The sequence below is a fragment of the Aeromonas sp. A04 genome (assembly GCF_047780465.1).
GTDB classification, from domain to species: Bacteria; Pseudomonadota; Gammaproteobacteria; order Enterobacterales; family Aeromonadaceae; genus Aeromonas; species Aeromonas bestiarum.
The window spans coordinates 334,176-360,761 of record NZ_JBLNHP010000002.1 but is presented as its reverse complement, the minus strand read 5'-3'; the positions used below and the strand labels follow the sequence as shown (position 1 = coordinate 360,761).

The window sequence follows — 26,586 nt, the reverse complement described above, 5'->3', positions numbered from 1 at the left end:
ATAGCCCTGCGCAGAGAGGAGCCTCGCCGGGCACCGCCTGAGAGATGAGAATAAAATGTTAAAAAGTTATCGAGATCAAAGTTTGGTCGAACAGGACTTGTAACATGGAGATGGATGCAAGGAGGTCCGGGCACAGGAAGCAGTCCGGATGGATAAAAAGTGATGCAATGAGCGCCCAGAGAAGGACATGAACATGTTGAAGAATACCGAACAACGTTACGGCAGCCTGAGTATCGGCCTGCACTGGCTGACCCTGCTGCTGATGATCGCCGTCTACGCCCTGATGGAATTCAGGGACATCTTTCCCAAGGGCTCGGCCGGGCGCGATCTGATGAAGGAGTTTCACTTCATGGCGGGCTTGCTGATCCTGGCACTGGTCGTGGCGCGGTTGCTGGTGCGTTTCAGCAGCCCTTCACCCCGCATAGTGCCCGAACAGTCTCCCCTGATGCTCAAGCTGGCTCAGCTCGCCCATCTGGCGCTGTATGGTTTTCTGATCCTCACCCCGCTGCTGGGCTGGCTGCTGCTGAGCGCAGGCGGCAAGCCCATCCCCTTCTTCGGGTTCGAACTGCCCGCCCTGATTGCGCCGGATGATGGCGTGAAGGGCACGATAAAGGAGCTGCACGAGACGCTGGCCAACATAGGCTATGCCCTGATCGCCCTGCACGCCGTTGCCGCCATCTATCACCACCATGTGCTCAAGGACAACACACTGACCAATATGTTGCCCGAGCGCCGCAGCTAAACAACGAGGGGCGCGCTGGCGCCCCTTTGTTCACGCCTGTTTTGCCGCCACTTCCGGTACATCGATGTCCTTGGGTTTTCCCTCGGGTTGCAACTTCTTCACGTTCCCCTTACTCTCGCCAGAGACAGCTTTGCTCTCTTCCTGAGCTTGGGATTGCCCGATGAACTGGCCTCCCTTTCGAATAGAGAGGCTGCCACCTTTGAAGATCCCCTTTATCTTGCCATTTTCAAGGATCTCCACCTCGTTCGATGCGCAAGTGCCATCCAGGGTGCCATTGATGGTGACATGGGCGGCGGTCACCTCTCCCTCAACGCTGCCCCCCTCCATGATGCGAACAGTCCCTCCGCTGACCCGCAGGGTTCCGATGAACTGGCCATGTACGTCCAGATTGCCTTCCACTTGCAGCTCACCCTTGAATCTGGCGCCCTGTGCAATCACAGTCATTGCAACATCCGATACCACAGACACAGACTCATTGCGCTTTCGTCCAAACATTCTGACTTTCTCCACCATCAACATCAGCGCCATCACTAGCAGCGGCACTACGGGTAATTTGTAATATGCAGATCCCAGCACATAGAGCAGCAACGCCAAGCCCCAGCAAAACCAGATGAAATAAAGCGCGTCACCTCGTTTTCGCATGGCGATGCGACACAGGATCCTTTCAGGTACAACCGTCATTGACCATTCCCTCTTGCGGGTGCATGGATTCAAGACCGGGGTCATGACCCCTGGTTATGTCTTTTCCCGCGATATGCGGGCATGGACCTAGCTCAAGCGACCATATTGCGAAAACTCTGAAACAAAAAAGCCCCGCCATCTGGCGGGGCTGCTGGCCCTCAACTGAGTGCGTCAGGATTCAGGGCAGCACCACCCGGCTCTCGCCGCCGCCGAGGGCCTCGACCCGGATCTGCACACCGATCCGCTCCACCAGGGTCTGCACGTGGGAGATGACGCCGATCTGGCGACCGGCCGCCTGCAGCGAGTCCAGGCTGGAGAGCGCGAGATCCAGGCTGTCCGGATCCAGGGTGCCGAAGCCCTCGTCGATAAACAGCGACTCGACCTGGGTCTGGCGCGACGAGAGGCTGGAGAGGGCCAGCGCCAGCGCCAGCGACACCAGGAAGCTCTCGCCACCTGAGAGGGAATCCACGGATCGCACCTCGTCCCCCATGTCGAGATCCACCACCTGCAGCGCCAGATCCGTGCCGGGCACCCGCTCCAGCCGGTAGCGTGGCGACAGCTCGCCGAGCTGGGCATTGGCCTCCAGCAGCAGACGTTCGAGGGTGAGGCTCTGGGCGAAGGTACGCAGCTTGGCGCCGCTGGCGGAGCCGACAAGATCGGACAGCTGCTGCCAGTGATCCGCCACCGCCTGCTGGCGACCCAGCTCCTCTTGCAGGGAGCCCGCCTTGAGGGCAGCCGCCTCGGCCTGGGCCAGGGTGCTCTTGCACTGGAACAGTTGCTCTTCCAGCTCGCGGCAATGGGCCTCGCTGGCCCCCAGGCGCAGGCCAAGCTCCTGCGCAGAGAGGGCGGTCAGCTCGCCGTGATGCTCGCGATAACGCGCCAGCTTGACCTCCTCCAACGCCAGCGCCCGCTGGCGCTCGGCCAGCCGGGTGCGAGCCTCGGCCAGGGCGTCGTCCAGCTGCTGCAAGGCGACACGGCGAGCCTTGAGCTCATCCGGTCCCATGGCCAGCAGTCGCCGCAGATCATATTCGGCGATGCCCAGGGTGCTGGCGTGCGCTGCCCAGCGTCCCAGCACCTCGCGACGGCGACGGCTGCTCACCTGCTTGTCCTGCTCAAGGTGAGTCAGCCTGGCCTTGAGCTCGGTCTGTTTCTCCCGGGCAATCCGCAAGGCGGCCACCGCCTCCTCGAGCTGGCTGGCGGCATGCGACAACCGTTGTTGCCATTCGCCTTCGACCTCGGCGATAACACGGCCTCCGAGGCAGGCCTCGCGGCTGGCGAGCAAGCCATGGCGCTGCAACTCGGCCTCCTTGTAGTCGCGCTCCAGCTTGTGCAGCAACGCGTTCTGGCTCTGCACCCGCGCCTCCTGCGCGCTCACGCCCGGCGTCAGGCTGGCGAGTTCACTGCCAAGCTGCTCCCACTCGCGCTGCCCCTGCAGATAGGCTTCGCAGGTCTGCTGCCATTCAAGCCACTGCCGGCTGCCGAGCCACTGGCGCCAGGGTTCGGCCCCCATCTGTTCATCGAGTCGAGCCTCCCCCTGCAGCAGACGCTGGCGCAGTGCGGCCTCCTGCTCGGCCAGCGCCTTGAGCTCGGCCTCCCACTCTATCTTCTGCCGCTCGGCCTCCTGCCACTGCTGTTCGAACTGCTGATGACGGGCAGTCAACTGGGTCAGCTGATTGCGCAGCCCCATCAACAGCTGTTGCCCCTGCTGGGCCTGCTGCAGTTGGCGCTGGCCGGCCACCAGACCCAGCTCCAGGGTCTCTCCCTGTGCCAAGAGATGCGCCAGCAGATCCGCCCACTCAGCCGGACTCTGGCGCAAGGGCAGTTCGTGCCCCAGCAGGGTATTGCCGCCCAGTTGCAACCAGCGCTGGGTCAGCTGTTCGGATCTCGCCTCAAGCTCAGGCTGGCGCTGCTGACGGGCGGCCAGCTGCCGGGCCAGTTCCACCCGCTCGCTCTCCCCCTGAATATGCTGGTGATTGAGCCGCTCCCACTCCAGCTCCAGCTGACGGGCACGCTCGGCCAGTTGCGCCAGTATGCCGGCCACCTGCGACTGGCTCTGGCTATAGGGGTGCTCCTCAGCGCCGCAGAGCGGGCAGGGAGAGCCATCGCTGAGCACGTGACGATACTGCTCCAAGCTGGCCACGGCGCGGGCCTGCTCCAGGGCATGGCGCGCCTCGCCACGCTGGGTGGCGAGCCGTTCCAGCGCCGGCACCAGCTCATCGCGCTGACCGGCCAGGCGGTGCAGATGTTGTTCGAGCAGCGCCATCTCTTGCAGCAAGCGCTCCTGTTGCTCGCTGTGATTGCGGCCCGCCTCCGCCAGCTCCAGCAGTTGCCGCACCCGCGCCAGCTGCTCGGTCTGGGCCTGCCGCTGCTCCTGCGCCCTGGCGACCTGGCCGTCCCACTCCTGCGCCTGCAACTGATCGTGCTGCTGTTGCAGCCGCGTGCGCTCCTGCAGCCAGTAGTCCCGCTCCTGCTGACCCTGCTCCAGCCGGCTGTTGAGATCCCGCAGGGCATGGCCCTTGTGTTCACGACTCTGCTGCAGATGTTGCAGCTGATCCCGCCCCTCGGCCCAATCCTGCATGGCCGCCAGCAAGGGCTGCCACTGGCGCGCCAGGGGTGCCAGCGCCTTGCGCTCATCCAGCCAGAGTGCCCATTGCTGGCGCCGGGTCTCGAGTGCCTGCACCCGGCTCGCCTGCTGTTGCCACTCCTGCTGCAGCGCCAGTTGCAGGGTACGCGCCTGCGCCCCCTGCTGCTGGACATCCTGCAACTGGCTGCCCTTCTCCCTGATGCGGGTATCCAGCTCCTGCGCCCGCTTGAGCTCGGGTTGCAGCGCCCCCCATTCACGCTCGGCGGCTATCTTGTCGGCCAGCAGTTGCTGCTCGCGCAGCGCGGCCTGCTGCTGCGCCAGTTCAACCTGTGCCAATTCGGGCCCCAACTGGCCGATTAGCTGCTCCTGCTGCTGCACCTCCAGGGTGAGACGCGCCAGCTCGTCGTGATCGGCGCGGGCCACCTGGGCCTGCTCGGCGCGGGCAAACTCCTCCCGCTCGGGCGCTGCCTGGGCGTGAGCCGCTTCGGCGGCAGCCAGTGCCGCCTGCCCCTCCTGACAGGCCAGCAACTGGGCGGCGATGCGATCGTTGAGATCGCGCAAGTCCTGCAACAGCTGGCGCTGCTGCTGCTCGTGCTTGAGGCCGGTGGAGAGGCTCAACTGTTGGGTGACCCACTGCTCGCGGGTCGCCTCGTCCATCAGCGCCACATCGCCGAGCCTTTGCCCTATGGCGGCCAACTTTTGCTGCTCCTCCCGCGCCCGCTCATGGGTCTGGATGGAGATGGCGGAGTAGAGCTCGGTACCCGTCATGCGCTCGAGCAGGGCGGATCGCTCGTCGGCACTCGATTTGAGAAAGGCCGCAAACTCCCCCTGGGGCAGGATCACGGCGCGGCGGAACTGCTCCCAGGAGAGCCCCACCAGCTCGTCGATGCGATCCTGCAGCTCCCGCTTGCTGCCGGAGAAGACCTGGCCGCTCGCCACGTCGGTCAGGCTGCGCTCCTGAGCCTGAAAGCGCCCCTCGGAGCGGTTGCGGGCCCGGCGCACCGCCCAGCGCGCCAGCCAGATGCGACCGTCACAGCCGCGAAACTGCACCTCGGCACAGCCGCTGGCGTGGCCACGGCTGAGGATGTTTTTCACATCATTGGCGGTTAACTTTTCTTTTTCGTCTTCATCCGCTCGACCAATTTTCTCAACATTCTTGCGGTTGGCGATAAAGCGCGGCATCTCGTCGTACAGCGCCAGACAGATGGCATCGAGCAAGGTGCTCTTGCCCGCGCCCGTGTTGCCCGTGATGGCAAACAGACCGGCGGCGCCGAGCGCCCCCCTGGTAAAGTCGATGGTGAAGGCCCCGGTCAGACTGGCCAGGTTCTCACCGCTGAGGGACAGGATCTTCATGCGCCGGACTCCTTCACCTGTTGCAATATCTCTTCAAACGAGGCCACCAGTTCGGCCCCGGGTTCACCGTCAAACTGGCGTTGATAGCAGAGCCGGAACACCTCCGTGGGGGAGAGCTCATCCAGCCTGCGCTGGTTCTGGCCATCGGCCAGCCCCTGCCCGGATCCCAGATAACGGGTGCTGATGCGGGCCAGGCGCACCGGCTTGCCGGCCATGGCCGCCAGAATGCGCTCGCGGATGCGGGCCTCAGGTCTGGGCAACAATAGTCGCACTTCGAGGAAAGGCTGTGCTTCTTGTTGGCAAGCGGGTAGCGCCAGCGCCTCGATGGCCTTGAGCGCCCCTTCCAGTTCGCTCTCGGGCAGCCGGATCATCTCCACCGCGCGGGGCACAGGGAGCCGCTCCAGCCCCACCAATTGGCCCCCCTCAAGTGTCACTTCCAGCACCTGATGGTTGTAGTTGGCCTCGGCGAGCGAGAGCGGCAACGGCGAGCCGCTGTAGTGCACACCGGGGGCCGGGCTCTGGGCCAGATGCAGGTGCCCGAGCGCCGTGTAATCGGCGGCGGCGAAGATGTCGGCCGGCAGGGCGTGCTGGTTGCCGCCCAGCACCCGCCGCTCGGATAGCTCGGATAGCTGGCCCGCCGCCAGATAGGCGTGGCCCATGGCGATCAGCGCCTGATCGGGTTCACAGCGCGCCCGCCCGGCACTCAACACCTCTTCATAGACCTGACGAACCCCCTCGATCAGCCGATCCTGCCCCTCTTCAAGCTGCTCGACCCTCAGGTCGCTGCTGCGCAGGAAGGGGACGGCGGCGCACCAGGCGGCTATCTTGCCCTCCCTGTCTTGCAGCGGCACCAGCAGGCGATCTGTCTCAAGCCTGCCATCACAGTCCCGGCTGATGCTGCCCACCAGATGCAGGTCGAAGGCCCGCAGCAGCTCGTGGGGCGCATCCAGCTTGGAGGGAGAGTCGTGATTGCCGCCGATCAGCACCATGTTGAGACGGGGCATCTCGGCCCGCAGCCTCGCCAGGAAGCGATAGAGCTGCTGCCAGGCGCTGGCGGGAGGGTTGGCGGTGTCGAACAGATCGCCCGCCACCAGCAGGGCGTCGATCTGCCGCTGCTTGATGGTGTCGGTCAACCAGTCGAGAAAGGCGTCGTGTTCGAAACGGCGTTCATGGCCATGGAGTTGATGGCCAAGGTGCCAGTCGGCTGTGTGCAGGATCTTCATGAGGAAACGGCTCGAAATGGAGGAGCGGTGCCCACGGCACCCAATGCAGACAAGATGAGGATACGCCACCCTTTTTTCAAGCAAAACAGGTCGGTGGCGTCAGATTCAGGCGGGCTCGCAACACATCTTGTACTGGGGATGGCCGGTGAGGGGATCGAACTCCTCCCCCTCGATCACGAAGCCGTGGCGGCGGTAGAAGCGCACCGCCTGATCGTTTTCCACGAACACCCGCGCATGCAGCCTGGCCCCCTGCGACTTGGCCTCCTGCAGCAGGGCATGACCCACGCCGCGCCCTTGACGGTCGGGTCGCACGAACAGGGCGGCGAGGTAGTCATCCACCAGCGCCATGAAGCCGAGCAGCTCGCCGCGCTCCTCGAATACCCAGATGCGGGCGTGGTCGAGATAGCGGGTGCGCAGATCTTCCTGGGCCTGCCACCAGCAGGAGGCATCGACGAAATCGTGGGCCTGCAGGGAGGCCAGCAACCAGATTTCGACGATCTCTTCCATGTCCTCTGACCGACTCGGCCTCAACATATCTGCATCCTTGTTAACAACTTGAACACCCGCAGTCTAGGGGAGTTTGATGACAGGGTTGGGGGCGAACATGGCTCCCTGTGAACTCGATCGCCCTTTATTTAGCGAGAATGATTGGCTGATCACAAAGCGCCTCTCTAGTACAATGCCCGCCGGACAATCTATGAGACCGAGGACGCCATGTGGTTTAAAAACCTGCAGATTTATCGCTTTACCCGCCCCTTTGACCTGACAGTGGATCAGCTGGAAACCCAGCTTGAGGCCTGCGCCTTCACCCCTTGTGGCAGTCAGGACATCTCCCGGTTCGGTTGGGTCAAGCCCCTTGGCAAATTCGGCTCGACCCTGACCCACTCGGCCGCCGGCCACATCCTGCTCTGTGCCCGCAAGGAAGAGAAGATGCTGCCGGGCTCCGTCGTCAAGGAGATGCTGGCGGAGAAGGTAGAAGCGATCGAATTCGAGCAGGGCCGCGCCCTCAAGAAGAAAGAGAAGGAAGCGCTGAAGGAGGAGATACTCCACACCCTGCTGCCCCGTGCCTTCAGTCGTACCAGCCAGACCTTCGCCTGGATCAATCCGGCCGACAATCTGATGGTGGTGGACGCGGGCTCCGCCAAGAAGGCGGACGATCTGCTGGCCCTGCTGCGCAAGAGCATAGGCACACTGCCCGTGGTGCCCGTGGCCCTCAAGAACCCGCCCGAGATCACCATGACCGAGTGGCTGAGCGAGGGCAATCTGCCCGCCTCCTTCGCGCTGGAAGACGAAGCCGAGCTACGCAGTGCCATGGAGCACGGCGGCATCATCCGCTGCAAGCAGCAGGATCTGATGACCGACGAGATCAAGAACCACCTGGCCAACGACAAGCTGGTGACCAAGCTGGCCCTCAACTGGGGCGAGACCCTGAGCTTCGTGCTGGGAGACGACATCTCCATCAAGCGCCTCAAGTTCAGCGAAGAGCTGCGCGAGCAGAACGACGACGTAACCAGTGAAGATCCGGCCGCCCGTCTGGATGCTGACTTCGCCCTGGTGACCGCCGAGCTGGCCCAGTTCATCCCGGCGCTGTTTGCCGCCCTGGGTGGCGAAGAGCAGTCCATCTAGCCCGGCCTGCTTCACCAAATTGCAAAAACCGCCCCAGGGCGGTTTTTTTATGGCCGGCGCTGACGGATGGGGCCTATTGATAAATGAGTAAGGCATTGATCCTGTTCAACAACTTGAGTAACCAGTGCCAATCGTGACATAGTCGCCCCTCATGGTCATAAAACAGACAAGGAGAGTGTCATGTTGCTCAAACCCCTGGGGCTGACCCTTGCCCTCGCCCTGCTGGCCGGTTGTGCCAGCGACAAGGGCTTTCACTATGCCCCACCGCCCCAGACCCTGCTTGCCCCCGAGGCAGCCAGCGGCTGGACCGACAAACAGGGCTGGCAGGGCCATGACTTCATGGTGGCGGCCGCCAACCCGCTGGCGGTGGATGCGGGCTACCAGATCATCCAGGCGGGTGGCAGCGCCGTGGATGCCGCTATCGCGGTGCAACTGGTGCTGACCCTGGTGGAGCCGCAATCCTCCGGCATCGGCGGTGGCTCCCTGCTGCTGGTGTGGGATGGCAGCAAGGTCGCGGCTGTGGATGGCCGCGAGACGGCCCCTGCCGCCGCCACGGATCAGTTGTTCATGAAGGATGGCAAGCCGATGGCCTTCTACGATGGCGTGGTGGGTGGCCGCTCGGTCGGCGCGCCGGGCACGGTACGGGCACTGGCGCTGGCCCATCAGCGCTATGGCAAGCTGCCCTGGGCCACGTTGTTCGAGCCCGCCATCACGCTCGCGGAGCAGGGTTTTGTGATAAGCCCGCGGCTGGCCACCCTGCTGGCAAAAGATCCCTACCTCGCCAGGGACCCGGATGCCCGTGCCTACTTCTATCTGCCGGATGGCACTCCCAGGCCCGCCGGCAGCACGCTCAGCAACCCGGCGCTGGCCAAGGTGCTGCGCACCCTGGCCACACAGGGGGCGGATGCCTTCTATCAGGGGCCGCTGGCCCAGGCCATGGTCGCCAAGGTGCGCCAGCATCCCACCAATCCCGGCGTGCTGGCGGCGGCGGATCTGGCCAGCTACCAGGCCAAGCTGCGGGACGGTCTCTGCTTTGACTATCGCCAGAGCCAGATCTGCGGCTTTCCCACCCCCTCCTCCGGCACCATAGCCCTGGGCCAGATCTTCGGCATGCTGGAGAGCCACGACATGGCGGCCCTCAAGCCGATCGCCACGACGGAAGGGGGACTGGCCGCATCAAGCGAGGCCATTCATCTCTACAGCGAGGCGGCGCGGCTCGCCTTCGCCGATCGCAACCAGTACGTGGCGGACGGCGATCTTGTCAGCGTGCCGGTGAAGGGTCTGCTGGACAAGGGCTATCTGGCCGAGCGGAGCAAGCTTATCGGCGAGCGTTCCATGGGCCTGGCCCAACCGGGCACGCCGCCGCTGGCACTGGCTCGCGGCAAGGATGCTACCCCCGAGCTGCCTTCCACCAGCCACGTCTCCATCGTCGACAAGGCGGGCATGGCAGTCTCCATGACCAGCTCCATCGAGGATGGCTTCGGTTCGCGACTGATGGTCAACGGCTACCTGCTCAACAACCAGCTCACCGATTTTTCCTTCACCTCGCTGGATGCCGCCGGTCTGCCGGTGGCGAACCGGGTCGCGCCCGGCAAACGGCCGCGCTCCTCCATGTCCCCCCTGCTGGTGTTTGACAAGCACAGTGGCGAGCTCGAAATGAGCCTGGGCTCTCCGGGGGGCTCCGCCATCATCAACTACGTGGGCAAGACGCTGCTCGGCACCCAGGATTGGGGGCTGAACCTGCAGCAGGCCATCAACCTGCCCAACTTCGGCAGCCGCAACGGCCCCACCGAGCTGGAGGCGGGACGCACCCCCGAGGCAGTGGTCGAGGGGCTCAAGGCGAGGGGACACGAGGTGGTGCTGAGCGAGCAGACCTCGGGCCTGCAGGGGGTCGAGCGCAATGCCGGCGGCTGGTTCGGCGCCGCCGATCCGAGGCGCGAGGGGATTGCCAAGGGCGAATAAGTGCCCGCGTCTATGCAACAAGGCGACCTCAGGGTCGCCTTGTTGCTTGTTGCATCCTGGCGCCGCCCCGGGGCGCACACTTTGCAGACCAAAATCATCGCAGATTAATTACTCCTGCCAACAAAATGGAGAAAGGCGCCCCTTCCCCCCTGCATTTCGATACTTATGCACTTTTAATCGCAAATAAGCGTTGAAATGTGGATAAATATTGCTTTTAGGCAAAAAATGTATTATTTTTCAACAGAAACGACAACTGTTGTCCCCAATATCCAGTGTTTGTCGCGGCCAACATCTGTCTCTTTCGCCCCCTGCTCATTGACAGCTGCCCTGTTCATCCCGCGCGGTGATCTGGTAGCCCCCTGACTGCCATTAGCGAGGTGACGACATGGACCACTCCCTTCCCCTGATTACCACCCTGGTTGGCGGCTTCGTGCTCGCCTACGTGCTCGGCATGCTTGCCCATCGCCTCAAGATCTCGCCCATGGTGGGTTATCTGGCGGCCGGGGTGATCTCGGGCCCCTTCACGCCTGGCTATGTGGCCGACATGGCGCTGGTGCCCGAGCTGGCGGAACTGGGCGTTATCCTGTTGATGTTCGGGGTGGGCCTGCACTTCTCCTTCAGCGACCTGATGTCGGTGAAGAAGATCGCCATTCCGGGCGCCATCGTCCAGATAGCGGTCGCCACCTTGCTCGGCATGGGGCTCTCCTCCCTTATGGGGTGGGATCTCACCGCCGGTCTGATGTTCGGCCTCGCCCTCTCCACCGCCAGTACAGTGGTGCTGCTGCGGGCGCTGGAGAGCCGCCAGAACCTGGAGACCCTGCAGGGGCGCATCGCCATCGGCTGGCTCATCGTCGAGGATCTGGTGATGGTGCTGGCGCTGGTGATGCTGCCCATACTCGCCAATATCCAGCACGGCGATCAGAGCATGAGCTGGCAGAGCATAACGCTGGATCTGGGCTGGACCCTCGGCAAGGTCGCCCTGTTCGTGGCGCTGATGATGGTGGTGGGCAGCCGCTTCATCCCCTGGTTGCTGGCCCACACCGCCAGCACGGGCTCCCGCGAGCTGTTCACCCTGGCGGTACTGACCGGCTCCCTCGGCATCGCCTTCGGCGCGGTCAAGCTGTTCGGCGTCTCCTTCGCCCTCGGCGCCTTCTTCGCCGGCATCGTCATGAACAGCTCCGAGCTGAGCCATCGCGCCGCCAACAACACCTTGCCGCTGCAGGATGCCTTCGCCGTGCTCTTCTTCGTCTCGGTGGGCATGCTGTTCAACCCCGCTGTGCTGCTGACGGATCCGCTGGCGGTGCTGGCCACCCTGTTCATCATCATGTTCGGCAAGTCGGTGGCGGCCTACGCCATAGTGCGGCTGTTTCGCTACAGCCAGCGCACCGCGCTCACCATCTCCGCCAGCCTGGCCCAGATCGGCGAGTTCTCCTTCATCCTGATAGGGCTCGCCATCGTGCTCAAGCTGGTGCCGGAAGCGGCCCGGGATCTGATCCTGGTGGGTGCCAGCCTCTCCATCATGCTCAATCCGCTGGTGTTCAACGCCGTCGAGCGCTACCTGGAGAAACACCCGGATGCCGACAACACCCAGGCGCTGGCCGAGTGCAAGTGCCCGGCCGTCGAGATGAAGGAGCACACTGTGCTGGTGGGCTTTGGCCGGGTCGGCCGCCTGCTGGTGGAAGGGCTGCAAGCCGCAGAGCGGCCGCTGGTGGTGATAGAGCAGGATCCGCACCGGCTGGAGAGCCTGCACCAGGCCGGGATCCCTCATATCAATGGCAACGTGGCAAACGATGAGGTGCTGTGTCGCGCCGCCATCGCCGATGCCAGCTGGCTGCTGGTGGCCATCCCCAACAGCTTCGAGGCCGGCGAAGCCATCGCCCAGGCCAGGCTGATCAATCCGACCATCCGGGTCATAGCCCGCGCCCACAGCGATGACGAAGTCAACTTCCTCACCCGGCAGGGGGCAGACAAGGTGATCATGGGGGAGCGGGAAATAGCGCTCGGCATGCTGGCCGAAACCACGGGCTGACCGCCATTGGCAGGGAGCAAACCGACAGAGAGGGGCCCCAGGCCCCTTTCGTTTGGGCCGAGCGCAACGGCCAGCCCCCAGCCATAGTGGCGCAACATCGCCGACATGGCACACTTTGGGTCCCTGCGTCAGCCCCCCAGCCGGGGCATAATGGCCAGGGCACGGCAACCAGACTGCCACTCCCCTTCTCATCAGCACAAAGCGCTGACCAGCCCGGCCCAACCCCCCGGGTAAACAGCAGATCCTGCAGTGACCCCCACCGGATGGGGCAGCCAGCCCGCCAGATGGGCAGATCCGGCGTGCCCTCCCCTGACTAGACTGGGCAGGTCGTCTTATGACACCCACTTATGTCATTCATCTGTCACGCTACCCGGAAGGATCCGATATGAAACCCTTGCTGACCGCCCTCTTGCTTCCCCTGCTGCCCCTCGCCGTGCAGGCCGCCGACCCCGTCTGGATCACGGTTGGAGCCGACAGCGGCGTCGAACTCAAGCAGGTCAAGGCCAAGCTGGCCCCCCTGTTCAGTGCCAGCGGCGCCCCCGTCCAGCTGGCTCAGGTCGAGGCGAGCGAGCTCGGCACCCTCTCCCACCTGATGCACGAAGGCCATCAGCGCTGCGGCGGCTATGTGGTGCACAGCACCCTGGCCGACGCCCTGCAGAGCATGGCCCAGCCCCTCAGCCAGAACCTGTTCAGTGCTCCGCCGCTGACCCAGGGCGGCAGCGTCAACCGACTGCTGCCCTATCTGGATCAGGGCAACATAGTCGGCACCATCAGCAAGCTCGCCAGCTGGCGCAACCGCTACTACACCACCACCACAGGAGTGCAATCCGCCGACTGGGTGGCCAGCCAGTGGCAGAGCCTGAGCGCAACCCTGCCCTGGGCCAGCGTCAGCCGGGTCAAGCACAGCGGCTACCCGCAGCAATCCGTGGTGCTGACCCTCAAGGGCAGCCGCTATCCGGATGAGGTGGTGGTGATCGGCGGTCATCTCGACTCCACCGCAGGCTCGGCCCCCAACAGCCGCACCCTGGCCCCCGGCGCCGACGATGACGCCTCCGGCATCGCCACCCTGACCGAGGTGCTGAGGGTCATCGCCGAGCAGGGGCGCCAGCCGGAGCGCACCCTGCAATTTATCGGCTATGCGGCGGAAGAGGTGGGTCTGCGCGGCTCCAAGGACATCGCCAGTCGCTACAAGGCGGTCAACACCAAGGTACTGGCGGCGTTGCAGCTGGACATGACCAACTACCAGGGCTCGGCGGAAGACATCGTCTTCATGACCGACTACACGGACCAGGGACTGACCGGCTATCTCGCCCAGTTGCTCGATGCCTACCTGCCGCAGATAAGCTATGGCTATGACAGCTGCGGCTACGGCTGCTCGGATCACGCCTCCTGGCACAATCAGGGCTATCCCGCCGCCATGCCGTTTGAATCGCGCTTCAACGACTACAACCCCAACATCCACACGGCGCAGGATACCCTGCCAAATTCGGACGCCTCCGCCGGTCATGCCCTCAAGTTCGCCCAGCTGGCCACCAGCTTCGCCATCGAGATGGGCAAGATCAACTGAGCCAGATGCCGTTGAAAACAGGATAAAAAGAGAGGGAGGCTTGGCCTCCCTCTCTTTTAACGTCTCCCGTTCAGTGCGGCCCGTGTTGCTAGCCGTGCAGACTGTCCTGGCGCAGCTGCCGCCAGGCGTCACGGGAGAGGCCGGGTTCGCTGGCCGCCAGCATCTGCTGCAATTCGACAAGCTCAAGGGCGCTGGCAGCCCGCGGGGCAGGATCGTCCGGCCAGCAGGCGGCAGGCAGGGCCTGCACGGCCAGCAGGGCGAGGGAGAGTATCAACAGATAGGGCGTCATCCTGGGGCTCTCATGTTCCGTCACCGGGTCTATTCTTGTCGGGACTGATGACGGCTTGATGACAGGGCGGGATCGTCATTTTACAACATCTGACGAGGCGGGCCGGCGCCTGGATGCATATGGCAACATTTATGCCAAATCTGCGCGGACCAGTTAATTTATGCCCTAAAAAGTAGCAGGGAGGAAAACGTTATCCCTGAAAAGAAAACGTTATCTGGTCAAAACGTTGTTTCTGGATCATAAAAAGTATCCAAAAACTGGTGTATATTGCACGGCGGAAACTCCTTAACCATGAAGACTGACATGAAAAAGACCAAAATCGTCTGCACCATCGGTCCCAAGACCGAATCCAAAGAAATGCTGGCTAAAATGCTGGATGCCGGCATGAACGTCATGCGCCTGAACTTCTCCCACGGCGACTACGCCGAGCACGGCGGTCGTATCAACAACCTGCGCGCTGTCATGGCCGAAACCGGCAAGCACGCAGCTATCCTGCTTGACACCAAGGGTCCGGAAATCCGTACCATCAAGCTGGAAGGCGGCAACGACGTTGCCCTGGTCGCTGGCCAGACCTTCACCTTCACCACCGACCAGACTGTGGTTGGCAACAAAGACAAAGTGGCCGTGACCTATGCCGGTTTCGCCAACGACCTGCGCGTCGGCAACCGCATCCTGGTGGATGACGGCCTGATCGGCCTGGACGTGATCGAAATCACCGAGCGTGAAGTTGTCTGTAAAGTGCTGAACAACGGTGATCTGGGCGAGAACAAGGGCATCAACCTGCCGGGTGTCTCCATCAAGCTGCCGGCCCTGGCCGAGAAAGACAAGCGCGACCTCATCTTCGGTTGCGAGCAAGGCGTTGATTTCGTTGCTGCCTCCTTCATTCGCAAGAAAGAAGACGTGCTGGAAATCCGTGAGCACCTGAAAGCCCACGGTGGCGAGAACATCCAGATCATCTCCAAGATCGAAAACCAGGAAGGCCTGGACAACTTCGACGAGATCCTGGCTGTCTCCGACGGCATCATGGTTGCACGTGGCGACATGGGCGTGGAAATTCCGGTTGAAGAAGTGATCTTCGCCCAGAAGATGATCATCACCAAGTGCAACAAGGCACGTAAAGTGGTTATCACCGCCACCCAGATGCTGGATTCCATGATCAAGAACCCGCGTCCGACCCGCGCCGAAGCCGGCGACGTGGCCAACGCCATCCTGGACGGTACCGACGCAGTCATGCTGTCCGGTGAGTCCGCCAAGGGCAAGTACCCGCTGGAAGCCGTGACCATCATGGCCACCATCTGCGAGCGTACCGATGCCGTGATGCCGTCCAACCTGTCTGCTGCCAACGACAGCAACAAGCTGCGCATCACCGAAGCCGTATGTAAAGGCGCGGTCGAGACCTCCGAGAAGCTGGATGCCCCGCTGATCGTGGTTGCCACCGAAGGCGGCAAGTCTGCCAAGGCCATTCGCAAGTACTTCCCGCAAGCCTGGATCCTGGCCATCACCACCAACAAGAAGACAGCTGCCCAGCTGGTTCTGACCAAGGGTGTGATTGCTCACGTGGTTGACAGCATCGCCTCCACCGACGATTTCTATCGCATCGGCAAAGAAGCGGCGCTGGCCAGCGGCATGGGTCTGAAGGGTGACGTGGTTGTCATGGTCTCCGGTGCCCTGGTACCGAGCGGCACCACCAACACCGCCTCCGTTCACGTACTCTAATCCGTACCGAACCGATGAAACGGCGCCTGCGGGCGCCGTTTTTTTTATCTGCCCCCCTGCTTCCCGTTCAAGCCCGGTGTTAGAATCCACGCGGATTCAATCCAAGTGGGAAATTTCCCAACTATCGCGTAATAACCCGGAAGTTTTATGCTCTCAACACGCTTCAAAAGAGCCTCGGCCACCCTGTTGCCGCTGCTCTGCTTATTCATCAGCCTCTGCGTACCGCAAGCCATGGCGCAGGACGTGCCCCAAAGAGCCAGCGTACAGCGCGCGCTCGATGCCCTCGGCAAGTCAGACACCCTCACCGTCAGCCAGCAGGCCGACCAGAAGCTCCTGACCGAGACCCTCAGCCTGCTCGACAGCATCGAGAAGGAGCACGCCAAGGCCAAGAGCCAAACCCAACGCCTTCGCTCCCTGCCGGGTGAGCTCAGGGACATCAGCGCCAAACTCGATGCCCTGACCCAGAACAAGAGCGCCGAGCAGATCAAGAGCGAGTACGCCAGCATGAGCCTGGCGGAACTGGACAGCCGCCAGCCTGAAGTGCTGGCCAACATGCAGGATGCCCAGGAAACCCTCGGCACCATAGGCAGCCAGCTCACCAGTCTGCAAACCCTGCCGGAGCGGGCCCAGACCAACATGAGCCGCGCCTATCAGCGCAGCCAGGAGATCCGCACCCGCCTCAACGTCGGTGACAGCGTCAGCAGTGCCGAGAAGATGAAGCTGGGCGCCGAGCTGGCCTTGCTGGAGCTGCAACTGGCCAACCTGCAACAACAGCTGGATAACCGCACCAGCATGCAGGATCTGGCGGTCAAGCAACGGGACTACCAGAATGCCCGCCTCGCCAACGAGGAGCAGAAGCTGCAACTGCTGCAGGAGCAGAGCAGTGCCAAACGTCTGGGCGATACCGAAAAAACTGCCGAGCAGACAGGTGAACTGGTCGCCATCGACGATAACCCGCTGGTACAAAAAGAGCAGGAACTCAACCATCAGCTCAGCCAGCAACTGGTCAGCGCCACCACCAATCTCAACAATCTGGTGCAGAAGAACCTGCAAGCCAAGAGCTGGCTGGAACGCGGCACCCAGACAGAGCGCAACCTGAACGAACAGGTACAGATGCTCAAGGGCAACCTGCTGCTGTCGCGCATCCTCTATCAGCTCTACCAGCAGCTGGAGTCCGCCCCCACCTCTGCGGTCAAGAACCTGGAGGAGCAGATCGCCGACCTGCATCTGGCCCAGTTCGAACTGAGCCAGCAACGTGACCAACTGTTCCAGAAAACCCAGTATCTGGACAACCTGATCGCCAACAGCAGCGAACCTGTCACTGCAGAGGACAAGGCCAACCTCTCCACCCTGCTTGACACCCGCATCAGCCTGCTCGACCAGCTCAACCGTCAGCTCGACAGCCAGCTGACCAACGCCATCAGCCTGCAGCTGACCCAGCAACAGCTGGCGCGGATCTACGCCTCCATCGAATTTACCCTGCAGCAACACATCTTCTGGGTCAGCAGCAACAAACCCATCGACATGAAGTGGTTCATCAACTGGCCGGCCCAGGCCTACAAGCAAGCCTCGGACTGGGTGCTGAAGCCGGACTGGGACGGCTGGGGCGAGATGCTGCTGCCGGTTTCCCTGCTCGCCTTCCCGCTGCTGCTGGTGGGTGGCCTGCTGATCTGGAAGCGCCCGACCCTGGTCAAGCGCCAGCAGAGGATCGCCAAGGATCTGGGACGTTTTCGCCAGGACAGCCAGTGGCACACGCCGCGCGCCCTGCTCTATTCCGTGCTGCAGCGCCTGCCGGGCAGCCTGTTCATACTGGCTGCCGGTCTCTGGCTCACTTACTGCGGCCTGCTCAGCCCCAAACTGATTTTCCAGATCACCCTCAACCTGGCCCTCGGTTATCTGGTGTTCAGCGTCTATCTGGCGGTAATGCGTCCGGGCGGCATTGCCGAATCCCACTTCCGCATGCCGAAGGCCGAGCTGCAGGCCAAGCGCACCAGCATGCGCTATCTGTGGCTGCCGCTGCTGCCGCTCATCATGCTCTCGACCAAGGCGGTGGTAGAACCCTCGTCGCTAGGCAACGATGTGGTCGGTCAGGCACTGACCCTGCTGCTGCTGGGCCTCACCACCTATCTGGTGTTCCCCATCTCTCGCGCCATTATCAAGGGCGAGGGCAGCATGCAGCAGTCGATCACCGCGGGCGCCCTGGCGCTGGCGCCGGTAGCACTGATGGTGCTGGTCGGCCTGGGCTACTACTACACGGCGCTGAAACTGACCGGCCGTCTGGTGGAGTCCTTCTACCTGCTGATCATCTGGAGCCTGGTCTACCGCACCGCCCTGCGTGGTCTGGAGCTGGCTGCCCGCCGTCTGGCTTACCGCCGTGCAGTGGCCAAGCGTGAGCACAGATCGGTGGAAGACGCGGAAGGTGGCGAGTCCATCGAAGAGCAACCCATGGATCTGGAGGATGTCAGCCAGCAATCCCTGCGCTTGACCCGTACCGTGCTGCTGCTGGTATTCGGTGTCGCCTTCTACTGGCTCTGGTCTGATCTGGTGGCTGTCTTCTCCTACCTCGACAGCATGGTGCTGTGGCACCGCAGTGAAGGGAGCGGCGCCAATGCCGTGCTCTTCCCGATCAGCCTGAGCGACGTGCTGATCGGCTTCCTCCTGCTCGGAGGCGCCTGGTCACTGGCCCGCAACCTGCCCGGTCTGCTGGAGGTGCTGGTGCTCTCCAAGTTGAACCTGGCCCAGGGTACCGCCTACGCCATCACCACCATGCTCAACTATGTGCTGATCGGCTTCGGCTCCCTGACCGCCCTCTCCATGATGGGCGTGCAGTGGGACAAGCTGCAGTGGGTAGCGGGTGGTCTGTCGGTCGGTATCGGTTTTGGCATGAAGGAGATCCTCTCCAACTTCGTCTCGGGCATCATCATACTGTTCGAGCGTCCGGTGCGGATCGGCGACACAGTCACCATTGGTCCCTTCTCCGGTACCGTCTCCAGGATCCGCATTCGCGCCACCACCCTGACCGACTTCGACCGCAAAGAGGTGATCATCCCCAACCAGCAGCTGATGACAGAGCGGCTGATCAACTGGTCCCTGAGCGATACCGTCACCCGCGTCATAGTGCGGGTAGGGGTCGCCTACGGCTCGGATCTGGAGCTGACCCGCACCCTGCTCAAGCAGGCCGCAGACGACAACAGCCGCGTGTTGAAAGACCCGGCCCCCATCGTCTACTTCCTCACCTTCGGCCCCAGCACCCTGGATCACGAGCTGCGCTTCTTCGTGAGCGAGCTCGGCGATCGCAACCCGGCCGTGGACGAGCTGAACCGCAAGATCGACGCCCTGTTCAAGGCGAACGGTATCGAGATCGCGTTCAACCAGATGGATGTCTACATCAAGAACATGAAGGGCGAAGAGCAGAAGGTGGAGCCCAGCTCCGCCGCCCTGCCGCCGCCGGGCCAGCAGCCCGCCTGATGCAGGACGACAACCAGTACCCAAGGCCCCGTGACGGGGCCTTTTTTATGGTCCTGGCCCGCCCGGCGGAACCGGGTTGGCGGTTTTGTGATGGCGAGGCGAGAACAAGCCGTCACTTATCAGTAACTTGGATAGCGGATAAAGGGCGACGGTACGACCGCCAGTTCGGCCAAGCCGGGATACACTCAGGTGCCACATCCCCACATTTGCAATCGAGGTGCGCCATGAATTCACCATCCAGTCTGCTCGCTTTTCTCGGCTCCCCCCTGCTCGGGGTCGCCGCCACCTATGCCGATCCGGCCAGCAAGGAGACCGGCGTCTATATCTGCGGGGTCGAGATCCATGACGACGATACGCTGCTGCTCAGCTTTCCCAAGGGGCACCAGCTGGCGGCGGGCGACAAGATCACCCTGCACCTGGACAACCGCACTGGGGTCGATGAGTACGATGCCTCCCTGAGCGTCTATCGCGCCTCCTACAAGGGGCGGGTCGAGCGGGTTTCGCCCGGCAGGGTCCATGTCACCCCGCTGCAGTTCGAGCTCTGGTATGGCAATCGGGTGGCCCATGCCTTTGCCCAGCCGGACTACCAGCATCCGCAAGACGGGCGAGAGGCAGTTCCGCTGCCGGTCACCCCGCTCACCGGCTTGCCCGTGCCTGATTTGCGCGAAGTGGAGAACAAGATAGGGGTACTGGTCACCCGGGCCCAGTCACAGCCGCACACCACAGTGCTGGCATTTCTCTCCTCGGATGAGGACGACATCTTCTTCATCACCTTCCCCGAGACCTTCAAATCCCGGCTGCTCAAGCGCGACGGCCGCTGCCATTTCGCCATCGACTCGCGGGCTGTGTTTACCTACACCCGGGCCATCGAGTGGAATTACACCATCATCGCCGCCGATGCCTACCAGATCCCGCAGGATCATCCACTGTTCGAGCCTATTCGCGCCGCGTTCGTGCAGAAAAATCCGTGGGAAGTGGGCTTCTTCAGCCACCCGCAGGTGGAGCTCTATCACCTGAAGGCCCATCAGGTGGTGTGCCCGGGCCGGGCAAAAGAGTAAGCAAAACCCCGGAGGATGGAGATAAGATTGGCCTGCCGTTACCCATGACAAGGAGTAGAGATCAGATGCAGCAGGTCGTTTACGTCGCAAGCCCCGCCAGCCAGCAGATCCACGTGTTCGCCCTGGCCGAGAGCGGGGAGCTCGCGCTATTGCAGGTGGTCGATACCCCGGGCCAGGTCCAGCCGCTGGTGACAAGCCCGGATGGGCGCTGGCTGCATGCCGCCGTGCGGCCCGATTTTGCGGTCATCAGCTACCGGATTGGCATGGATGGCCGGCTCAGCGAACAGGGCTCGGCGCCGCTGGCGGGCAGTGCCTCCCACACCGCCATCACGGCCGACGGCCGCTTCCTGCTGGCGGCTTCCTACGCCTTCAACCATGTCACCGTCTTCCCCATCGATGCCGCTGGCCTGGTGCAGGCCCCGCACCAGCACATGGATCCGCTGATGACGGCTCACTCGGTCACCCTGCTGGCGGACGAGCAGGGCAGGCAGGAGGTGCTGATTGCCTGCCTTACGGAAGATGCCATCCGCCGCTTCACCCTGAACGACGAGGGGCGGCTGGCGCCCCATCCGCTGGGAGATCTGCATACCGCCAGCGGTGCCGGGCCAAGGCACCTGGCGCTGCACCCCGTCAATGGCGATATCTACTGCCTGAACGAGCTAGATTGCACCATCAACCGCTACCACAGGCAGGCCGATGGCCATATCCATCTGCAACAGAGTCTGGACATGCTGCCTGCGGGGTATCAGGGAGAGCGCTGGGGGGCGGATCTGCATGTCACGCCGGATGGCCGTTTTCTCTACAGCTGCGAGCGGGCCAGCAGCCTGCTGACCCTGTTTGGCATAGCGGAGCTGGATGGCAGCCTGACCCCGCTGGCCCACTTCCCGACCGAGACAATGCCGCGCGGCTTTGCCATCGATCACAGCGGCCGCTATCTGCTGGCGGCCGGGCAAGCCTCCCACCAGCTCGCCGTGCACCGCATAGACCCGGGCAGCGGCGAGCTGACGCTGCTCGCGCGCCATCCGGTGGGCGACGGGGCCATGTGGGTGAGGGTGCTGGCCTTGCCCGAGTGACACCGGGAAACCGGTCGAAATGAGTGAGGCCACCCGGGGGTGGCCTCTTTTTCATCATCTCAATGCACAGCAAGCCAAGCGCTTAATCCTTGGCGCTCTCCATGGCGCCCTCTTCGGAGCTGGCAGGCAGGATCAGGTTGAGCAGTATGGCGGCAACCGATGCCAGGCCGACACCGGCCAGGGCGAAGTCACCTATCTTCATCTCCAGCGCGCCGACGCCGACCGTCAGGGTCACGGCCACGATGGCGATGTTGCGGGCCAGCCCCAGATCCACCTTGGACTCCACCAGCGTCTTGAGACCTATGGCGGCGATGGATCCGAACAGCAGCAGCATGATGCCGCCCATCACCGGCATGGGGATGGAGGTGAGCAGGGCGTTGAACTTGCCGAAGAAGGCCAGAATGATGGCGAACACCGCGGCCCAGGTCATGGTGACAGGGTTGAAGTTGCGGGTGATCATCACGGCGCCGGTCACTTCGGCGTAGGTGGTCACGGGTGGGCCACCGATGAAACCGGCGAAGCAGACGCCGATCCCGTCACCGGCCAGGGTACGGTGCAGGCCCGGGTTCTTGGTGTAGTCCTGCCCGGTCACGCCACCGATGGCGAGCACGCCGCCTATGTGTTCGATACAGGGGGCTATGGCCACCGGCAGCATGAACAGGGCGGCAGCCCAGTTGATCTCCGGCGTTTCGAAGTGAGGCAGCGCCAGCCAGGGGGTGTTGACCAGACCGTCGAAGTTCACCTGACCCATCAGCACGGCAGAGACATAACCGGCGATGACACCGCACAGTATGGGGATCAGCTTGATCCAGCCCTTGCAGAACACGGCCGCAATCAGGGTCACCGCCAGCGAGATGCCAGCCAGCGTCAGCGCAGTACCAGCGGGCACCACCTGCTCACCACCGGCACGGCCCATCGCCATGTTGCAGGCAACCTGAGCGACCGACAGGCCGATCACCATGATCACGGGGCCAATCACCACGGGCGGCAGCAACTTGTGCACAAAGCCCATGCCCCGCACGCGAATGAGTGCGGCCAGGGTGAAGTACATGAAACCGGCGGCAAACAGGCCAAACATGGTGGACGGCAGTCCCCAGGTCTGGGTGGCGTAGATGATGGGGGCGATGAAGGCAAAGCTGGAACCGAGGAAAATCGGGACCTGGCGGCGAGTGCAGAGCTGGAACAACAGTGTGCCCACACCGGCGCCAAGCAGGGCCATGGAGGGGTTCAGTCCGGTGAGCAGGGGCACCAGAACCATGGCACCGAAGGCGACAAACAGGATTTGCAGCCCGGCGACACTTTGCTTGACTAAGGAAAACATGGATGTCCTTAATTTTTTGATAACTGACAGGGATATTTGACACTTTTCAGTTATCACAAGACGCTTTCAAGGCGTGAAATGGGCCATTTGGCGTCATTCGTTACCTTTTACTGCTTGGGGAGGGCATGAAACTGGCTTTTTAGGCGGGATTCGTTGCTACAAGCATCGAGTATGCGATTTTACGCACTTTTATGGCGGACGCCAATCGTTTTTCCACGCGACTTTGTTTGTCAAAGGCTCACCCCTGCTCCGCCATAGGGTCACTCTATACTTGATTGCGTGAATCCCTGCCGGACAAGGAGTCCCCCATGCCACTGCCCTCTTTCAAGCCCAGCCAGCGCAGATTGCTGGTGGGATCAGCCATCGCATTGGCCCTGTTTGCTACCCCATTCAGTTATGATTTCACCCATAACGCATGGCAAATGAGTCAGGCCCATGCCAAGTCCTGCTTCATTGCCGGCACCCGGATCGTCATGGCCGACGGCAGAGAACGCCCTATAGAAACGCTGCAAGCCGGTGAGCGAGTGCTGGATCAACATGGTCATGTCAACCGGATCCAGGCTATCGAGCGGGTGCTGCTGGGGGAGCGCAGGCTCTACGGGATCAACCAGCTGGCGCCCTTCTTCACGGCGGAGCACCCCTTCCTGACCTCTCGCGGCTGGGCGGCCATCTCGCCGGCCATGACCCGCACCGAAAATCCGGCCCTGGCCGTGTTGCCGCTGTTTACCGGCATGCACCTGCTGGGCTGGCCGGCAGCCGCAGCCAGCGCGGGCAATCTGGCGCTGGCCCCGCAACCGAGCGAGCTGCTGGTGGAGTCGCTCTGCTGGATTGACGCCCCGCCCACCACGGCACTGTTCAACCTGATCCTCGATGGCAGCCACAGCTATATCGCCAACTCGCTGATCGTTCACAACAAGGATGGCGACAGCGGTGGTGGCAGCGACAGCAGTGGCGGCAGCGACAGCAGTGGCGGCAGCGACAGCAGTGGCGGTAGCGACAGCAGTGGCGGCAGTGACAGCAGCGACAGCGATGGGGGTGGTCAGGGTAGTGACGACAATGGCGGTGGTGAACACGCCGGTGGTGAGCATCATGCAGGGGGCGAGCAGCATGGCGGAGGAGACCGCCACGCCGGAGGGGATCGTCATGCCGGCGGACGCGGACTTGGCAACGGCCTGGATGACAATGGCGTGGATGCCATCGATGCCAATGGCAACGAGATCCGGGGCAACGGCACTGTCGACGACAAGGGCGTGGATGCCATCGATGCCAATGGCAACGAGATCCGGGGCGACGGCACTGTCGACGACAATGGCGTGGATGCCATCGATGCCAATGGCAACGAGATCCGGGGCGACGGCACTGTCGACGACAAGGGTGTGGACGCCGTCGATGCCAACGGCAACGAGATCCGGGGCGATGGCACTGTCGACGACAAGGGGGTGGATACCGTCGATGCCAATGGCAACGAGATCCGGGGCGATGGCACTGTCGATGATCGCGGCCAGACGCTGACCGATGCACAGGAACAAGCCTTGATCCAGCAGGGCTTTAGTACAAAGGAGCAACCATGATCCGTTACCTGCTGCCCTGGCTCTCCCTGTGGCTGCTCGGCTGTGCCACCCTTGAGCCCGCCCCTCTCTACCACCAGATGGACAAGGCCGATGTGGCACTGGCCAACCAGGCGCTGGCCGATGCACTGCAAACCCGCCCCAAAGGCCAGAGCCTCACCTGGTTCAATGCCGCCAACCGTCACAGTGGCAGCGTCACGCCGCTGCGCACTTTTCGCCACGCCAACGGCCATTGGTGCCGCGACTATCGCGAGCAGCTCTACATAGGCCAGGCAAGCCAGCAGTGGCAGGACACCGCCTGCCGCAGCAAAGAGGGACACTGGCTGCCGCTGCGCAGCTGACGAAAAAAAGGGGGTGGCCGACGGCCACCCCCTTTTCATCTCACGCTTTCGGCCGTCATACCCGGCGATAAGGCAGGTAGAGCGGCTCCCACATGTGGCTCAGGATATGCTGCTGCAGATCCTGCCCGATCAGCGGATGGGAGGGGTCCTTGCGCACTATGTCTTTGAGCACGGCGGTCGCCACGTGCACCGAGATGTTGCGCAGCTCGCGAATGCGCGGATAGACGGAGCCTTGTGCCAGATCCACCTCGTTCACGCACTCGGCCAGTGCAAAGGCGGCCGTGGTGAAGATATCCGGGCTGATCTCGCTCAGCTGGCTGACGATGGCCGCCAGCCCCACCCCTGGGAAGATGAAGACGTTGTTGCCCTGGCCTATGCGGTAATCCTTGCCCTCATAGTGCACGTCCTTGAACGGGCTGCCGGTGGCGACTATGGCCTTGCCCTGGCTCCAGCGGTAGATGTCTTCCGGCAGCGCTTCGCAGTTGGCAGTCGGGTTGGAGAGCGGGAACACCATGGGACGGGCACAGTGCTTTTGCATCAGCTGCACGTGCTCCTCCTTGAAGGCGCCGCCGGAGCCGCTGGTGCCGAGCAGCACTGTGATGGGCACATGGCGCAGCACGTCGGTCAGGTTGGCCCTGCCGGGCACTTCGGTATCCCAGCCAGCCAGCAGCAGACCCGGTTTGGCGTAACGGCGCTTGTACTCGTCGAGCCCCTCGCGGTTGTCACACACCAGCCCCTGGGTATCCAGGATATAGATGCGATCCCGGGCCGCCTGCGGATCCAGTCCCTCGCGGATCATGCCGGCACAGATCTGATCCGCAACCCCTACCCCGCCGGCGCCGGCGCCATAGACCAGATAGTTCTGCTGACCCAGGGTCTCCCCCTTGACCTTGACCGCCCCTATGATGCCGGCCAGTACCACGGCCCCCGTGCCCTGAATGTCATCGTTGAACGACGGCAGTGACTGCTGGTAGCGGGAGAGATTGTTGAAGGCGTTGGACTTGCTGAAGTCTTCCCACTGCAGCACGGCGTTCGGGAAGTGACGCTTGACCCCGGCCACGAACTTGTCGATGAAGTCGTCGTACTCCTTGCCACGGATGCGCTTGTGAGGCTGACCCAGATACATGGGGTCGTCCAGCAGGGCCTGATTGTCGGTGCCCACATCCAGCGCTATGGGCAGGCAGCAGGCAGGGTGAATACCGGCCGCCAGGGTATAGAGGGAGAGCTTGCCGATGGGGATCCCCATGCCGCCCACCCCCTGATCACCTATCCCCAGGATGCCCTGGCTGTCGGTCACCACGATAATGCGCACCGATTTTGCGTCCAGCTGACGGGCCAGGGAGCCCATGTCCTCGACGTTTTTCGGGGTGATATAGAGGCCGCGCGCCTTCTGGTAGCGGTGGCTGAACTCCTGGCACGCCTTGCCGACGGTCGGGGTATAGATGATGGGGGTCATCTCCTCCACGTGGCGTGACAGCAGGGCATAGAACAGGGTCTCGTTGCGATCCTGCAGGGCGCGCAGGTTCTGGTACTTTTCGATGTCGCTGCAGGCGCTCAAAAAGCCCTGATAGACCCGCTCCAGCTGGGCCTCAAAAGTTTGAACCCGGGGAGGCAACAGGCCGTCGAGCTCGAAGTCGGCGCGCTCCTGTTCGGTGAAGGCGGTGCCCTTGTTGAGATTGCGATCGTTGAGCAGATCGGTGCCAGTCAGTGCAACGGGGCGAAAATCCTGTCCCTGTGCATCTTTCCACAGCAGATATTGTCCGGTAGCCATAGTCGTTCTCTTTGATTTACGTGAAATTGCCGTTCGGCAGGAGAGCAAGACTCATAATGAAATCAATCATATGACGTTTGGTTGTTTAGTTTTGTGAGCTTGGGCATACCCTGCGGCCAAAAAACGCGCCAAACCGGTTTATGGCCTCATACCGGCCACGCACGGCCTAAATCGGCCAACTATGCTCAACAACAGGCCACCAGCAGGATGGGTT

18 protein-coding genes are annotated in these 26,586 nt (G+C 62.7%); 11 read left to right on the top strand and 7 right to left on the bottom strand.

The annotated features are described in order from the left end of the window. Positions 1-193 precede the first annotated feature (193 nt). Entirely contained in the window at positions 194-742 is a 549-nt protein-coding gene (locus ACM3N8_RS09410; protein WP_241278429.1) for a cytochrome b, read from the top strand. 30 nt (positions 743-772) lie between these two features. Here the strand turns inward: ACM3N8_RS09410 and ACM3N8_RS09405 are convergent, their stop codons facing one another. The 4 genes from ACM3N8_RS09405 to ACM3N8_RS09390 form a co-directional block, all read right to left on the bottom strand. Continuing rightward, complete coding sequence (locus tag ACM3N8_RS09405; RefSeq protein WP_290017693.1) at positions 773-1,423, bottom strand: bactofilin family protein; 651 nt, start codon at positions 1,421-1,423, stop codon at positions 773-775. A 178-nt stretch (positions 1,424-1,601) separates the two neighbouring features. Then, a complete protein-coding gene (locus ACM3N8_RS09400) occupies positions 1,602-5,360 on the bottom strand; it encodes an AAA family ATPase (RefSeq protein WP_416016017.1) in 3,759 nt (1,252 codons plus the stop codon). Beyond that, positions 5,357-6,583 (bottom strand): exonuclease SbcCD subunit D C-terminal domain-containing protein, encoded by a 1,227-nt coding sequence (locus tag ACM3N8_RS09395; RefSeq protein ID WP_416016016.1) that lies wholly within the window; start codon positions 6,581-6,583, stop codon positions 5,357-5,359. Before ACM3N8_RS09395 ends, ACM3N8_RS09400 begins: the two co-directional genes overlap by 4 nt. Before the next feature lie 105 nt (positions 6,584-6,688). Continuing rightward, on the bottom strand, positions 6,689-7,117 hold the full coding sequence (locus ACM3N8_RS09390) for a GNAT family N-acetyltransferase (protein ID WP_043556397.1): 429 nt from the start codon (positions 7,115-7,117) through the stop codon (positions 6,689-6,691). Positions 7,118-7,297: 180 nt separating this feature from the next. Here ACM3N8_RS09390 and rdgC point away from each other — a divergent pair, with 180 nt between their 5' ends. The 4 genes from rdgC (at position 7,298) to ACM3N8_RS09370 (ending at position 13,767) form a co-directional block, all read left to right on the top strand. After that, positions 7,298-8,209, top strand: a complete 912-nt coding sequence (gene rdgC, locus ACM3N8_RS09385) for a recombination-associated protein RdgC (protein WP_042870993.1) — start codon at positions 7,298-7,300, stop codon at positions 8,207-8,209. A gap of 180 nt (positions 8,210-8,389) precedes the next feature. Continuing rightward, complete coding sequence (gene ggt, locus ACM3N8_RS09380; RefSeq protein WP_416016015.1) at positions 8,390-10,171, top strand: gamma-glutamyltransferase; 1,782 nt, start codon at positions 8,390-8,392, stop codon at positions 10,169-10,171. Positions 10,172-10,556: 385 nt separating this feature from the next. Further along, a complete protein-coding gene (ybaL, locus tag ACM3N8_RS09375) occupies positions 10,557-12,200 on the top strand; it encodes a YbaL family putative K(+) efflux transporter (protein ID WP_274453725.1) in 1,644 nt (547 codons plus the stop codon). A 385-nt stretch (positions 12,201-12,585) separates the two neighbouring features. Further along, a complete protein-coding gene (locus tag ACM3N8_RS09370; protein WP_416016014.1) occupies positions 12,586-13,767 on the top strand; it encodes a M28 family metallopeptidase in 1,182 nt (393 codons plus the stop codon). An 88-nt stretch (positions 13,768-13,855) separates the two neighbouring features. On the opposite strand, the gene ACM3N8_RS09365 is transcribed toward ACM3N8_RS09370, so the two are convergent. After that, positions 13,856-14,056: a hypothetical protein gene (locus ACM3N8_RS09365; RefSeq protein WP_290017699.1), complete on the bottom strand. Its 201-nt coding sequence runs from the start codon at positions 14,054-14,056 to the stop codon at positions 13,856-13,858. A 303-nt stretch (positions 14,057-14,359) separates the two neighbouring features. On the opposite strand from ACM3N8_RS09365, the gene pykF reads away from it, so the two are divergent. The 4 genes from pykF to ACM3N8_RS09345 all read left to right on the top strand — a co-directional run bounded on the left by pykF (position 14,360) and on the right by ACM3N8_RS09345 (position 21,371). Beyond that, on the top strand, positions 14,360-15,772 hold the full coding sequence (pykF, locus tag ACM3N8_RS09360) for a pyruvate kinase PykF (protein WP_042870985.1): 1,413 nt from the start codon (positions 14,360-14,362) through the stop codon (positions 15,770-15,772). A 147-nt stretch (positions 15,773-15,919) separates the two neighbouring features. Continuing rightward, the gene (gene mscK, locus ACM3N8_RS09355; protein WP_274453722.1) at positions 15,920-19,240 is read left to right on the top strand and encodes a mechanosensitive channel MscK; all 3,321 of its coding nucleotides are present in this window, start codon (positions 15,920-15,922) and stop codon (positions 19,238-19,240) included. 224 nt (positions 19,241-19,464) lie between these two features. Then, the gene (locus ACM3N8_RS09350) at positions 19,465-20,298 is read left to right on the top strand and encodes a hypothetical protein (protein WP_274453721.1); all 834 of its coding nucleotides are present in this window, start codon (positions 19,465-19,467) and stop codon (positions 20,296-20,298) included. A 65-nt stretch (positions 20,299-20,363) separates the two neighbouring features. Further along, positions 20,364-21,371 (top strand): beta-propeller fold lactonase family protein, encoded by a 1,008-nt coding sequence (locus ACM3N8_RS09345; protein ID WP_416016013.1) that lies wholly within the window; start codon positions 20,364-20,366, stop codon positions 21,369-21,371. An 82-nt stretch (positions 21,372-21,453) separates the two neighbouring features. On the opposite strand, the gene ACM3N8_RS09340 is transcribed toward ACM3N8_RS09345, so the two are convergent. Continuing rightward, on the bottom strand, positions 21,454-22,692 hold the full coding sequence (locus ACM3N8_RS09340) for a uracil-xanthine permease family protein (protein WP_416016012.1): 1,239 nt from the start codon (positions 22,690-22,692) through the stop codon (positions 21,454-21,456). 308 nt (positions 22,693-23,000) lie between these two features. Between ACM3N8_RS09340 and ACM3N8_RS09335 the strand changes: the two genes are divergently transcribed. Continuing rightward, on the top strand, positions 23,001-24,263 hold the full coding sequence (locus ACM3N8_RS09335; RefSeq protein ID WP_416016011.1) for a hypothetical protein: 1,263 nt from the start codon (positions 23,001-23,003) through the stop codon (positions 24,261-24,263). Then, entirely contained in the window at positions 24,260-24,601 is a 342-nt protein-coding gene (locus ACM3N8_RS09330; protein WP_241278440.1) for an RT0821/Lpp0805 family surface protein, read from the top strand. The genes ACM3N8_RS09335 and ACM3N8_RS09330 overlap by 4 nt, the downstream gene beginning before the upstream one ends. A 55-nt stretch (positions 24,602-24,656) precedes the next feature. Here the strand turns inward: ACM3N8_RS09330 and ACM3N8_RS09325 are convergent, their stop codons facing one another. Further along, positions 24,657-26,372, bottom strand: a complete 1,716-nt coding sequence (locus ACM3N8_RS09325) for an NAD-dependent malic enzyme (RefSeq protein ID WP_098983163.1) — start codon at positions 26,370-26,372, stop codon at positions 24,657-24,659. Between the last annotated feature and the right edge of the window lie 214 nt (positions 26,373-26,586).

What these genes read in the sequence shown, in the direction of transcription:
- ACM3N8_RS09410 (WP_241278429.1), top strand. Translation starts at nt 194, where the DNA reads ATGTTGAAGAATACCGAACAACGTTACGGCAGCCTGAGTATCGGCCTG.
- ggt (WP_416016015.1), top strand. Translation starts at nt 8,390, where the DNA reads ATGTTGCTCAAACCCCTGGGGCTGACCCTTGCCCTCGCCCTGCTGGCC.
- mscK (WP_274453722.1), top strand. Translation starts at nt 15,920, where the DNA reads ATGCTCTCAACACGCTTCAAAAGAGCCTCGGCCACCCTGTTGCCGCTG.
- rdgC (WP_042870993.1), top strand. Translation starts at nt 7,298, where the DNA reads ATGTGGTTTAAAAACCTGCAGATTTATCGCTTTACCCGCCCCTTTGAC.
- pykF (WP_042870985.1), top strand. Translation starts at nt 14,360, where the DNA reads ATGAAAAAGACCAAAATCGTCTGCACCATCGGTCCCAAGACCGAATCC.
- ybaL (WP_274453725.1), top strand. Translation starts at nt 10,557, where the DNA reads ATGGACCACTCCCTTCCCCTGATTACCACCCTGGTTGGCGGCTTCGTG.
- ACM3N8_RS09335 (WP_416016011.1), top strand. Translation starts at nt 23,001, where the DNA reads ATGCCACTGCCCTCTTTCAAGCCCAGCCAGCGCAGATTGCTGGTGGGA.
- ACM3N8_RS09370 (WP_416016014.1), top strand. Translation starts at nt 12,586, where the DNA reads ATGAAACCCTTGCTGACCGCCCTCTTGCTTCCCCTGCTGCCCCTCGCC.
- ACM3N8_RS09365 (WP_290017699.1), bottom strand. Translation starts at nt 14,056, where the DNA reads ATGACGCCCTATCTGTTGATACTCTCCCTCGCCCTGCTGGCCGTGCAG.
- ACM3N8_RS09330 (WP_241278440.1), top strand. Translation starts at nt 24,260, where the DNA reads ATGATCCGTTACCTGCTGCCCTGGCTCTCCCTGTGGCTGCTCGGCTGT.
- ACM3N8_RS09350 (WP_274453721.1), top strand. Translation starts at nt 19,465, where the DNA reads ATGAATTCACCATCCAGTCTGCTCGCTTTTCTCGGCTCCCCCCTGCTC.
- ACM3N8_RS09345 (WP_416016013.1), top strand. Translation starts at nt 20,364, where the DNA reads ATGCAGCAGGTCGTTTACGTCGCAAGCCCCGCCAGCCAGCAGATCCAC.
- ACM3N8_RS09400 (WP_416016017.1), bottom strand. Translation starts at nt 5,360, where the DNA reads ATGAAGATCCTGTCCCTCAGCGGTGAGAACCTGGCCAGTCTGACCGGG.
- ACM3N8_RS09405 (WP_290017693.1), bottom strand. Translation starts at nt 1,423, where the DNA reads ATGACGGTTGTACCTGAAAGGATCCTGTGTCGCATCGCCATGCGAAAA.
- ACM3N8_RS09325 (WP_098983163.1), bottom strand. Translation starts at nt 26,372, where the DNA reads ATGGCTACCGGACAATATCTGCTGTGGAAAGATGCACAGGGACAGGAT.
- ACM3N8_RS09390 (WP_043556397.1), bottom strand. Translation starts at nt 7,117, where the DNA reads ATGTTGAGGCCGAGTCGGTCAGAGGACATGGAAGAGATCGTCGAAATC.
- ACM3N8_RS09340 (WP_416016012.1), bottom strand. Translation starts at nt 22,692, where the DNA reads ATGTTTTCCTTAGTCAAGCAAAGTGTCGCCGGGCTGCAAATCCTGTTT.
- ACM3N8_RS09395 (WP_416016016.1), bottom strand. Translation starts at nt 6,583, where the DNA reads ATGAAGATCCTGCACACAGCCGACTGGCACCTTGGCCATCAACTCCAT.